Here is a 12418-nt window from a genome sequence, read left to right as displayed (position 1 = left end):
TTTCTTGCTCAATAAACAAATTATAAATGGGTTTAGTTACTGCTAAAGAAGTTGCAAAGGCAATTAATGCTGACAAATATGGTGTTTTCGGGACTTTCTCGGGCTGGTTGCTCATGAAAGTGCTTAAGATTTCGTCGCTGAACAAAATTTATGACCGAAACAAACATTTGAGTGAATTGGAATTTTTAAATGCTATTTTAGATGAATTCCAAATCAAATTTGAAATCCCAGAAGAAGATTTAAAACGTTTACCAAAAGACGGCGCCTATATTACGATTTCTAATCATCCACTTGGCGGAATTGACGGTATTTTACTTTTGAAATTAATGCTTGAAAGAGAACCTAATTTCAAAATTATCGCCAACTTTTTATTGCACCGCATCGAACCGATGAAACCGTACATTATGCCGGTTAATCCGTTTGAAAATCATAAAGATGCTAAATCAAGTGTTGTTGGAATTAAAGAAACATTACGTCATTTAAGCGACGGAAAACCATTAGGGATGTTCCCTGCTGGTGAAGTTTCTACTTATAAAGATGGAAAGTTAGTTGTTGACAAACCTTGGGAAGAAGGCGCTATAAAAGTCATTCGTAAAGGGCAAGTTCCGGTTGTTCCTATCTATTTTCATGCTAAGAATAGTAGATTGTTTTACTTCTTATCTAAAATAAATGATACACTTAGAACAGCTAAATTACCAAGTGAATTACTAACACAAAAAGATAGAGTAATTAAAGTTCGTATTGGAAAACCTATTTCGGTAGCAGAACAAAACGAATACCAAAACATTGAATCTTACGGTGAATTCTTGAGAAAGAAAACCTATATGCTATCTAATTCTTTTGAGGATGAAACCAAAATTAATTTACCAAAATTAACCCTTCCAAAACCTCCTAAGCAAATTGCGAAACCAGCAAATCATGATCAAATTTTAGAAGAGATGGCTTTTCTAAAAAATGGTGATTACCGCTTATTACAAAGTAAAAATTATGAAGTTTACTTCGTAACTGCGGATAAAATTCCGAATATCTTACACGAAATTGGCCGTTTGCGCGAAATTACGTTTAGAGAAGTAGGTGAAGGAACAAACGAATCATTAGATTTAGATGCTTACGATAAATATTATCACCATATGTTTTTGTGGGATGAAGAAGCACAGTGTATTGCTGGCGCTTATCGTATGGGACTAGGTTCGCATATTTATCCAAAACACGGAATTGATGGTTTTTATTTGCATGAATTATTCCGTTTTGAACCGGAATTGTATGATATGATGAGTAAATCTATCGAAATGGGTAGAGCGTTCATTATTAAAGAATACCAACAAAAACCTATGCCATTGTTCTTGTTATGGAAAGGAATCGTTCACACGACTTTACATTATCCTGAACACAAATATTTGATTGGTGGCGTAAGTATTAGCAATCAGTTTTCTGAGTTTTCAAAATCGTTAATGATTGAATTCATGAAATCGCATTACTACGATCCATACATTGCGCAATATGTGCATCCGAAAAAAGAATTCAAAGTAAAACTGAAAGACGCTGATAAAGATTTTGTTTTTAACGAAACAGAATCCGACTTGAATAAATTTGATAAGATTATCGACGAATTAGAACCTGGAACTTTACGTTTACCGGTTTTAATTAAGAAATACATCAAACAAAACGCAAGAGTGGTTGCATTTAATGTGGATCCACTATTTAATAATGCGGTTGACGGTTTAATGTATATTCGAATATCTGATATTCCTGAAAGCACCATGAAACCCGTTATGGAAGAATTTCAAGCGGAATTGGAAAGAAAAGAAAAAGGATAAAAATAGTTACTAACGAATAATATTTTATCTTTTCTTTCAAACATGTAAATATTATTTTACTTTAAATTATATTACTTTTATCTATAATGAAATAACTTCAAATCTTAAAATAGTTCCTATTTTTAAGAAATATTCAATTACCTTGTTTATGAAAATTAAATAGTATTTTTGAAAAAAAAAGAAAATGAAAAAAGGAGTATTATTAGTAAATTTAGGATCACCAGAAAGCCCAACAGCAAAAGATGTTAAGCCTTATTTAGATGAATTTTTAATGGATAAATACGTAATAGACGTTCCGTTTTTATTACGTGCTTTATTGGTTAGAGGAATTATTTTGCAAACGCGCCCTAAAAAATCAGCTGAAGCATATGCAAGAATTTGGACAGACGAAGGTTCTCCTTTAATTGTGATTTCTAAAAAAATGCACCAAAAGGTTCAAAATTTGGTTGATGTCCCGGTTGCTTTAGCCATGCGTTATGGAACCATGACTATTCAGAAAGGATTGCAAGAATTAAAAGATCAAGGGGTGACCGAGGTTATGCTTTTGCCTTTGTATCCGCAACATGCAATGGCTTCAACTACTACTATTTTAGTTTTGGCAGAAGAATTACGCCAGAAGCATTTTCCTGAAATGACATTTACTAATGTTCCAGCATTTTATAACAAACCAGATTTTATTAAGGCTTTGGCAAATTCTATTAAAAAGCACTTGGAAGGATTCGAATATGACCATTTATTATTTTCGTATCACGGAATTCCAAAGCGTCATATTCGCAAAACAGATGTAACAAAATCGCATTGTAAAATTGACGGTTCTTGTTGCAATACACCTTCAGCAGCACACGAATTTTGTTACCGTCATCAATGTTATGAAACTACAAGACAAGTTGTAAAATTATTAGGAATTCCAGAAGGAAAATACAGCCAAACCTTTCAATCGCGTTTAGCAGGTGATAAATGGTTAACGCCTTATACAGATGTAGAAATCAACAAAATGCCAGAACAAGGCATTAAGAAATTAGCCGTTGTAACACCAGCATTCGTTGCCGATTGTTTAGAAACTTTAGAAGAAATTGCAATGGAGGCTAACGAACAATTTTTGCATCATGGTGGCGAGGAATTCATGGCAGTTCCATGTTTAAATGATGAAGATGAATGGTGTGGTGTGGTGGCAAATTGGGTTAAAGAATGGATTAAATAAATTGTTTCAAGTTTCAGGTTTCAAGTTCTTAGAACGGCAATCAACCTGAAACTTGAAACTTGAAACTAAGTAATATGGAACTTTACAACTACATAAAATCATTGCATTTAATCTTTGTAATAACTTGGTTTGCTGGTTTGTTTTACATTGTTCGTTTATTTGTGTATCATGCCGAAGCCAAACTAAAACCGCAACCAGAGCAAGATATTTTAATCAAACAATACCAATTAATGCAATACCGTTTGTGGTATATTATTACTTGGCCAAGTGCTGTTTTGGCAAGTATTTTTGCTTTTTGGATGTTGTTTTTTACGGAAGTTGGGAAAGTTTGGTTAACTCAACCTTGGATGCATGTAAAATTAGCGTTCGTGTTTTTATTGTATTTGTATCATTTAAAATGCCATCAAATATTTAAGCAATTACAAAATAACGAAGTCAAACATTCGGGTAATTTTTTTAGAATTTGGAATGAAGGTGCCACTATTATTCTTTTCGCAGTTGTTTTTTTAGTAATTTTAAAAAATGCAATCAATTGGATTTATGGTGTTATAGGAATTTTTGTTTTTTCGATTGTAATTATGATAGGATTCAAATTGTATAAAAAAATAAGAGAGAAGAACCAAAACAGGTAATGGATAGAATTTTTAATATCAAAAATCTTTCACTACGAATAAGAATATTTCTATCCATGATATTCTTAACACTTATTGCGTCTATACTTATTGCCACAGTTTCAATTTATCAATTTAGAAAAGAAGCCAGAGAATATCATCAAGATAGATTAGAACGAAAAGAAACCGCAATTGCTGAACATATAAATTATGTGTTACAAAATACCAGTTTTGAATTAACAACAGAAAATTTAAAATATATTTTTAGAGATAAAATAACAGAAATAGCCGATGTTCACAGTATGGAAATCAATTTATTTGATTTAAAAGGAAAGCTCTTAGTTTCATCAAAAGCCATTTTTAAATTAGATAAAGATAAACCAAAAATAAATCCTTCAACTTTAAAAATTATTCAATCTTCATTAGACAAACGTTATATAGAATTTTCAAACATTGATGACAAAACATTTCGTTCTTCCTATACTTATTTAAAGGATAATAAATTTAAGCCGCTCGCTATTTTAAATTTGCCTTATGAAGAAGACGCTGAGTTTTATGATAACGAAGTTCAAAATTTCTTAATTCGTTTTGGACAGGTTTATACTTTTATGTTTTTTATTGCCATTGTACTTTCGTATTTTCTATCGAGTTATATTACAAAGTCGTTAAAAATTATTAGCGATAAAATGCAAGAAACCCAATTGGATCAACGCAATGAAAAAATTGTTATTGAAGACGGAAGTAAGGAAATCAACTCATTGGTTCGTTCCTATAATAACATGGTGGATAAATTAGAAGAGAGCGCTACAATTTTAGCCCAAAGCGAAAGAGAACAAGCTTGGCGCGAAATGGCAAAGCAAGTAGCACATGAAATTAAAAATCCACTTACACCAATGCGATTAACGGTGCAAAGTTTTCAACGAAAGTTTGATGCTAATGACCCAAATATTGCTCAAAAATTAGACGATTATACCAAAACTATCTTACAACAAATTGACACCATGACGGCTGTTGCAGGAGCTTTTTCTAACTTTGCAACCATGCCAGCACAACAAAACGAAACTTTAAATGTTGTCCGAATTGTAAAGATGGCATTGGAAATTTTTAATGAAGATTACATTCAGTTTTCAGCATTAGAAGACGAAATTATCGCCAAGTTAGACCGAACACAATTAATTCGTGTCATCACAAATTTGGTAAAAAATGCCATTCAAGCTATTCCAGAAGAACAAGAAAACAAACTGGTTTTTGTAACCGTTTTTAGAGAAGATAATCAAGTAAAAATTGCGGTTAAAGACAACGGAAAAGGAATTTTAGAAGAAAATCAAGAGCGTGTTTTTGAACCAAAATTTACCACAAAATCAAGCGGAATGGGACTTGGTTTAGCAATTATAAAAAACATTATAGAAAATTATAACGGAACGATTACCTTTGAAACGGAACCTAATGTTGGAACCGAATTTTTGGTTTCTTTTCCAATTAATAAATAATCAAAACAAACAAAAATGGAAAACATTTTAATTGAAAAACAAGACAATATTGCGGTTATTACCATTAATAGACCCACAAAACTAAACGCATTAAACAAAGCTACAATTCAAGAATTACATGATGGTTTTAAAGTACTAAACGAGGATAAATCGGTAAAAGCTATTATAGTAACTGGAAGTGGCGAAAAAGCATTTGTTGCTGGAGCCGATATTTCAGAATTCGCTAATTTTTCGGTTGAAGAAGGTGGAAAATTAGCTGCTGAAGGACAAGCTTTATTGTTTGATTTTGTACAAAATTTAAGCACACCAGTTATTGCAGCAGTTAACGGATTTGCTCTTGGTGGCGGATTAGAATTGGCAATGGCTTGTCATTTTAGAACAGCTTCAACCAATGCAAAAATGGGATTACCAGAAGTTACTTTAGGAGTTATTCCAGGTTATGGAGGAACACAACGTTTAGCGCAATTAGTAGGCAAAGGTCGTGCAATGGAACTAATCATGACAGCAGGAATGATTGATGCAGAAACCGCTAAAAATTACGGATTAGTAAACCATGTTGTTGCACAAGAAGAACTATTAGATTTCACAAAAGGAATTGCTTCAAAAATCACAAACAATTCAAGTGTAGCTATCGCAAAAGCAATCGAATCAATTAATGCCAATTTTGAAGACGGGACGAATGGTTATGAAGTAGAAATTAAAAACTTTGGTCTTTCTTTTGGAACCGAAGATTTTAAAGAAGGAACAACCGCTTTTTTAGAAAAAAGAAAAGCAGTGTTTCCTGGGGAATAATTGTATTATTAAATTAATTATTAGCGCTTTGATTAAAGTCAAGCGCTTTTTTTATTCTTGACCATCCCATTCGGCATAAAACTGACTCAAAAAAGTCACCATAAAATCATGACGCTTTTGTGCAATTTTTTTACCTGTTTCGGTGTTCATTTTGTCTTTTAGTAGTAATAGTTTTTCGTAAAAGTGATTCAAAGTTGGCGATTCACTATTTTTGTATTCTTCTTTACTCATATTCAAATTAGGTTGAATAGTTGGATTGTACAACGGACGATTTTTAAAACCGCCATAGTTAAAAGTACGAGCAATTCCTATGGCACCAATAGCATCTAATCGATCAGCATCTTGTACAATTTCTAATTCTTTGGAATTGAATTTCTTTTCGAAATTTCCGCCTTTAAACGAAATATTTTCAATAATAGCAATTACATGTGAAATGACATCTTCAGAAACATGTTGCGATTCCAAAAAAGTTCTCGCCGTTTTTGGACCAACCGTTTCATCGCCACCATGAAATTTTGAATCGGCAATATCATGTAATAAAGCGCCAAGCTTCACCACGGTTAAATCACATTCTTCACCATCAGCAATTAACAAAGCATTTTTATATACGCGTTCAATGTGAAACCAATCATGGCCACCTTCGGCATCTTCTAATTTGTCTTTTACAAATAGTATCGTATTGTTGATTAATTGCATATGTATAAGATATAAAAAAATCCAAATTCAAAATTATTTTATTGAATTTGGAATTATAACTTTATAATAGATTTTATTATTTGATTAAAGCAGGTTCAACCCATTTAAAAATATGGCTAGTTTCTGGAATTACTAATCGCTCTGAAACTTTTGCCATTCTTCCCGGAAGTTTCATTAAGTAATCTCTTGCTTTTTCAGCATCACTATTTAAGCCGGTAACTTTGTCAATTTCCCACTTATCGATAAGTTTTTGCATAATGTCTACATAATCATTTGCTGTATAAACACCTATACGCTGAGCAGAATCTGAAAACTGTTCAAAAGCAGTACTTATTTTTTGACCCGATTCTCTTAAAAAGTGAGCTGGCATTGTAATTTTATGCTTCATCATGTGTTGAAAAGCCAACATCATTTCACTAGGATCTACTTTAAAAATTTGGTTGACAAATTCGCTGTATGCTAAATGATGACGCATTTCATCGCCAGCAATCATATTGCAAATTTTGTGTAATTTTTTATCGCCATGTTTTTTAGCAATAAGAGCTACCCTATTATGAGAAACATATGTTGCTAACTCTTGAAAACTGGTGTAAACAAAGTTTTTATAAGGATCATTACTTGTTCCAATATCAAATCCGTCATTAATTAAATGCTGAGTTGTCATTTCAACTTCACGCATGTTAACTCTACCTGATAAATATAAATACTTATTTAATAAATCTCCATGTCGGTTTTCTTCACCAGTCCATTGACGAACCCATTTACTCCAACCATTTCCTCCTTCATCTTGATTCACACCTTCTACTTCCATTAACCAAGATTCATAGGTAGGTAAAGCTTCCTCAGTAATAGTATCTCCTACTAAAGTTACCCAAAAATCATAAGGTAAATCTTTAGCAATTTCGCGAAGTTCTTTTACTTCTTCAAAAAAAGTTTCTTTTTCTGAATTCGGTAATAAATCTGACGGTTGCCAAATTTTTTCTACCGGGATTAAAAATTCATCGACAAAAGTGTCAATTTTCTTTTCAAGAAATTGCATTACTTCTAGTCGTACATTTTGTATTGACATGGGGTTATAATTTTATATGTTGTGTAATTACTTTTTCAGTTTTTTCAAAAATTTCTTCAAACGGATTTTCTGAATTTTTCATTGGTTTATGAATAGTAAATTCTAAACGAGTTCCTAATCCAAGAGGAAATTTACCAAATTTAGTCATTTTCCACGAATTATTAATAGTAATTGGCAAGAAGTAGGCGTCTGGAGCAAACTTGTATAACATTTTTAAACCATTCACGGCGAAAGGTTTAGGTGCTCCTGTTTTACTTCTTGTTCCTTCTGGAAAAATCACTACAGAATAGTTGTTATTGTTAACCAACTCGGCTACTTTTTTAATTTCAGGTAACGCTTGTTTTGGATCTTTTCTATCAATTAAAGCTGAACCTCCGTGACGTAAATTATAAGAAACACTCGGAATTCCTTTTCCTAGTTCGATTTTACTAATGAATTTAGGATGTACTTTTCGTAAAAACCAAATGATAGTTGTGATATCATGCAAACTTTGGTGATTGGCAACAATAATTAAAGGTTTATTTTTAGGAATATTTTCCATTCCTTCAATATGATATGTTGTGCCAAGTAAATGTGCTGTTCTAACTAAGCAAAGATTTAAATATGCAACACTTATACGATGTGCATTGTAACCAAATAAATTATAACAAACCCATTGAATTGGATGAAAAATTAACAACCAAATAAAAAAAACTATGGTGTATAGTATTGAAAGTGGGTATGAAAGAATTTTTTCCATGTAAAAAACCAATTTGGGCAAAAGTAAGCTATAAAATAAAAATCCACCAATATTTTGGTGGATTTTATTGTATGCCAGCATAGTATCTTAGCAAAATTCGTTGTAAGCGTCTTTTAAATTTTCAGCAATTAATTCTGCTGGACGACCTTCGATGTGATGACGTTCTAACATGTGAACTAATTCACCATCTTTAAACAATGCCATACATGGCGATGATGGAGGAAAAGGAAACATGTGTTGGCGCGCTGCATCAACTGCATCTTTGTCAACTCCTGCAAAAACCGTTACTAATTGTGAAGGTTTTTTAGCACCATCTAAACTCATTTTTGCTCCTGGACGCGCATTTCTTGCTGCACAACCACAAACCGAGTTGATTACTACTAACGTAGTTCCTTCATTTTTTAAAGCATTTTCTAATGCTTCAGCGCTATATAATTCCTGAAAACCAGCTTCTGTTAATTCAGCACGCATTGGTTTTACCATTTCTTCTGGATACATAATTATTTATGATTTAAGATTAACGATTTTTGATTGCAGATTTGTTGTAAACAAAAACCTTTGCAAAGATAATGAGAATTACAATTTTATTATAATTTCAATTATAAAGTTTTGTTATAGTTTGATATGTGAAAATTATATTTTTTTAACATTAAAGCTTCTATTAAGTAGTGCTCTTATAAATAAAGCTTTTGGACATTTCCAAATCACCTGTAAATCTTCCCAAATGGAAGTTTCTTCATCTAAAAATTTAAAAATAACGTTAGAATTTCCTTTTTTAAACATCGAAGAAAATATCTTGGAACCTAATTCGTTTTTCGAACTTAAAATATCTAACAACAATAAATCATACAACCAAAATTTATCTTTTTTATGGAATTTTCTAAAATCTGTCATATCGAGCGAAGTCGAGATACTTTTTTCTAAAAACTGGACTAATGACTTTGATTTTTTGGATGCGTTTTTAAAAGTATAACCTGTGCTAGCTTTTGTCCAACCGCCAGCCGAACCAATATTGATAATGTTCATAGTATTGTGTTTCCAGAAAGGATAACACGTCATCGGGATATTGCCTTGTTCTTTTTCGATGATTTCGTATTCGGTTATTCCGAGATTTTCAATGTATTTCTTGATTTCAGCTTCGTATTCCTCTTTTAAAAGTAAGTCTTTTGAAAACAGCGTGTATTCTAACAAGGCTTCAGTTGAAGATGTTGGTAAAACATACATAAAACGTGTATTGCCTTTTTGTTCCACCGAAAAATCCATGAAAGTGGCACAATTTGGAGTAAAAACAGCTTCTTTACTTTTGATAAACCAACCAATAAAATGTTGCTGAATTAAAGGAAATTTATTTTGAGCCGTAACAACTTCTGGATTGTAAATTGAATTAAAAATTTTGTTACAAGTGAAGGTTTCTTCTTTGGTTTTTACAATACAATGATTACCTAATTCTGTAAAATCAACAACTTTTTCATTTAGAAAATGGATGTTTTTGTGTTCGGAAATCTTCTTGAAAACCAATTCATAAAAATCCAAACCATTGATTTTTTTGTATTGATAAGGCTTTAATTCTAAAACTTTATTAAATTTATTATTCGCAAAAACAGCTTGATTCCATTTTTTTGAGACGATTTCATCAAATAAATTGTTTTCATCCCAAAAGCACCAAGTTCTATCGTTTACTTTTTTAGTATTCTCATCAATTAGCAAAATAGATTTATCATCAAATTTTCCAGATAAAAGCATTTCATAAACGGTCATCAAAGCCGATAATCCTGAACCTGTGAAAATGTAATGATAATGTTGCATTAAAAAATAGTATATCGAATTCCTAAAAAGCCTCTAATTCCTTGGTTGGGTGCATACACATAAGTTGCGTCAAAATTTTCGCCAAAAGGATCATCTGCTCCAGCTATTAAATAGGGAGTTCCTTTATTTGGTGTCCAATTCAAAATATTTTTTACACCGCCATAAAGTTCAAAACTACGAAATTTTTTATAAGTAAATTGAACGTTTTGCAAACTCCAAATAGGAGAATATTCAGGTCTTGGATCTAAGTCTCCTAAAATTGGCAAACGCATTGGTCCATATAAATTTCCAGTGTAATCGATGGATAAAAACCATTTTGGAATATCGTAAGTGATTGCCCAATTGGCGCTGTATTTTTCCGTTAAAACAGGTGTTGAACTCACCCCGTATTGCATATTTTTAGGTTCCATAATTGTGAAACCAAGAATTGCTTTCAATCCAAAAGGCGTAACCAAATCGATATTGCCGCTAATTCCTAACGTTTGCGCATAGCCATTTAAGTTGGAATAAATAATTTGGTTCGGATTGGTGTCGTAATCTGGAATAATTTGGTTGTTAAAATACGTATACCAAGCCGAAGTTTCAAATCCTAAAAAAATACCGTTTTCAAATCTAATTTTCTTCAAATAATTCAAATTGATGTTGTACGAAGTTTCAGGTTTTAAATCTTCGGTAATTATGACATCTCTCGAACCTGTTAAAGCAGCGTGTTCTTCGGTAAATAAATTCACAATTCGAAATCCAGTTCCAGCGTTGATTCTGAAGACATCATTTTCGGTTGGATTCCATTTGTAGGCAATTCTCGGGGTGAAAATGTTGCCATGATTGTTGTTATAATCGTATCGAGCACCTAATAAAATATGATGTTTCTCCGCTAATTTTATTTCATCTTGAAGAAAAACGCTGTAGATTTTTGTTTGTTCTGCCGAAAGAGTTGCTGTTGTGTTGTCATTATAATATTGATAGCGAAAAGCGGCTCCCAATAACAAATTGTGATTTTCTAATTTTTTATCCCAAGTATATTGTCCGAAAGCAATTTTTTGATTCGCTAAATAAATGGTATTTCCATACACCGAATTTTGATCATGAGCCGTTACGGAAAAAGACAAATACATATCTTCTGTTGTTGGTAATTGGTATTTACTCAAAAGCTCGACACGTTTCGTATATATACTTTCACCATACACTTCCGAGCCACCGCGATACGATTTGTTCCATTGCATTTCGCCACCCCAACGGTCTTCGTAAAATAGTCGTCCTGCGATGGTGAATTCTTTGTTGTTTTTTCGCTCAAAATTCCACTTGTTGAAGATGGAAATTCGTTCTTGCAAGGTTACATCGGTAAAGTTATCGTTGTTATTATCGATGGGTTGATTATAATTGTAATAATTGATACCAACTAAAGTAACCGCTTTTTTACCAATGCTACTTTTAAAACCTAAATCCACATTCGTTTCTAACCAAGAAGTCGAAAAAATATCGGCTGAAAACAAAGGTGCATTTATAGGTTTTTTGGTAATAATATTAATTAAACCACCAACCGCTTCACTTCCATACAAACTTGAAGCTGGACCTTTAACGACTTCAACTCTGTCAATCAAAGAATTCGGAATTCCTGATAAACCATAAACGGTTGAAAGTGAACTCACAATAGGCATTCCGTCAATCGTAACCATCGTATACGGCCCTTCTAATCCGTTGATGTGAATGTCGCCTGTGTTGCAAATATTGCAATTGAGTTGAGGTCGAACGCCGTTTACATTTTGCAAGGCTTCAAAAATATTGGAGGTTGGGTTTTTCTTTAAAAAAGCAGTGGTATATACTTCAACAGGTACTGGAGTTTCCATTCTTGAAACTGGTTTTAGTGTTCCAGAAACAACAACATCGTCTAAAACATTTGCATCTTCAATCAAGTTAAAATTCAGAATATAATTTGGTTCGTTTGAAATATTTACTTTTTTTCTTTCGGGTCTAAACCCAACATACGAAGCAATAATTGTATAAGAACCATTTGGAATATTAGCTATTTCATACAAACCATTTTCATTGGTTTCAACCCCTTTGTTTAGTTCTTTTATATAAATATTGGCATAAGCTAAAATTTCATTATTAGCGGTCACTTTCCCTTTTATTGTGTTTTGTGAAAAGGTAAAAAGCGAAAAAAATAGAGTTGTATAAATAAATATTTTAAACATTT

11 protein-coding genes are annotated in these 12418 nt (G+C 32.3%); 5 read left to right on the top strand and 6 right to left on the bottom strand.

All coding sequences use genetic code 11. From position 1 onward, the window contains the following. Positions 1-26: 26 nt before the first annotated feature. The 5 genes from GFJ94_RS08615 to GFJ94_RS08595 all read left to right on the top strand — a co-directional run bounded on the left by GFJ94_RS08615 (position 27) and on the right by GFJ94_RS08595 (position 5911). Positions 27-1817: a GNAT family N-acyltransferase gene (locus tag GFJ94_RS08615; RefSeq protein WP_153201146.1), complete on the top strand. Its 1791-nt coding sequence runs from the start codon at positions 27-29 to the stop codon at positions 1815-1817. A 184-nt stretch (positions 1818-2001) separates the two neighbouring features. Continuing rightward, on the top strand, positions 2002-3018 hold the full coding sequence (gene hemH / locus GFJ94_RS08610) for a ferrochelatase (RefSeq protein ID WP_153201145.1): 1017 nt from the start codon (positions 2002-2004) through the stop codon (positions 3016-3018). Between the two features lie 74 nt (positions 3019-3092). Then, positions 3093-3650 carry a CopD family protein gene (locus tag GFJ94_RS08605; protein ID WP_153201144.1) on the top strand — a complete coding sequence of 186 codons (558 nt, stop codon included), beginning with the start codon at positions 3093-3095 and terminating at the stop codon, positions 3648-3650. 56 nt (positions 3651-3706) lie between these two features. Next, positions 3707-5119 carry a PAS domain-containing sensor histidine kinase gene (locus GFJ94_RS08600; protein ID WP_153201646.1) on the top strand — a complete coding sequence of 471 codons (1413 nt, stop codon included), beginning with the start codon at positions 3707-3709 and terminating at the stop codon, positions 5117-5119. A gap of 15 nt (positions 5120-5134) precedes the next feature. Beyond that, on the top strand, positions 5135-5911 hold the full coding sequence (locus GFJ94_RS08595) for an enoyl-CoA hydratase/isomerase family protein (protein WP_153201143.1): 777 nt from the start codon (positions 5135-5137) through the stop codon (positions 5909-5911). 51 nt (positions 5912-5962) lie between these two features. Here GFJ94_RS08595 and GFJ94_RS08590 read toward each other — a convergent pair whose 3' ends face one another. The 6 genes from GFJ94_RS08590 to GFJ94_RS08565 all read right to left on the bottom strand — a co-directional run bounded on the left by GFJ94_RS08590 (position 5963) and on the right by GFJ94_RS08565 (position 12416). Beyond that, complete coding sequence (locus GFJ94_RS08590) at positions 5963-6607, bottom strand: HD domain-containing protein (RefSeq protein WP_153201142.1); 645 nt, start codon at positions 6605-6607, stop codon at positions 5963-5965. Between the two features lie 76 nt (positions 6608-6683). Then, positions 6684-7676: an acyl-ACP desaturase gene (locus GFJ94_RS08585; RefSeq protein ID WP_153201141.1), complete on the bottom strand. Its 993-nt coding sequence runs from the start codon at positions 7674-7676 to the stop codon at positions 6684-6686. Between the two features lie 4 nt (positions 7677-7680). Continuing rightward, positions 7681-8415 (bottom strand): 1-acyl-sn-glycerol-3-phosphate acyltransferase, encoded by a 735-nt coding sequence (locus GFJ94_RS08580; protein WP_162523829.1) that lies wholly within the window; start codon positions 8413-8415, stop codon positions 7681-7683. 87 nt (positions 8416-8502) lie between these two features. Beyond that, positions 8503-8913 carry a BrxA/BrxB family bacilliredoxin gene (locus GFJ94_RS08575; protein ID WP_153201139.1) on the bottom strand — a complete coding sequence of 137 codons (411 nt, stop codon included), beginning with the start codon at positions 8911-8913 and terminating at the stop codon, positions 8503-8505. Positions 8914-9048: 135 nt separating this feature from the next. Further along, positions 9049-10221 carry a lycopene cyclase family protein gene (locus tag GFJ94_RS08570; RefSeq protein WP_153201138.1) on the bottom strand — a complete coding sequence of 391 codons (1173 nt, stop codon included), beginning with the start codon at positions 10219-10221 and terminating at the stop codon, positions 9049-9051. Further along, positions 10221-12416 carry a TonB-dependent receptor gene (locus GFJ94_RS08565; RefSeq protein WP_153201137.1) on the bottom strand — a complete coding sequence of 732 codons (2196 nt, stop codon included), beginning with the start codon at positions 12414-12416 and terminating at the stop codon, positions 10221-10223. The genes GFJ94_RS08570 and GFJ94_RS08565 overlap by 1 nt, the downstream gene beginning before the upstream one ends. Positions 12417-12418 lie beyond the last annotated feature (2 nt).

The organism is Flavobacterium sp. LMO8, assembly GCF_009495755.1.
In the GTDB taxonomy this organism is placed as follows: Bacteria; Bacteroidota; Bacteroidia; order Flavobacteriales; family Flavobacteriaceae; genus Flavobacterium.
Note: the sequence above shows the minus strand (reverse complement) of the source record. Positions and strands in the feature narration are given on the sequence as shown.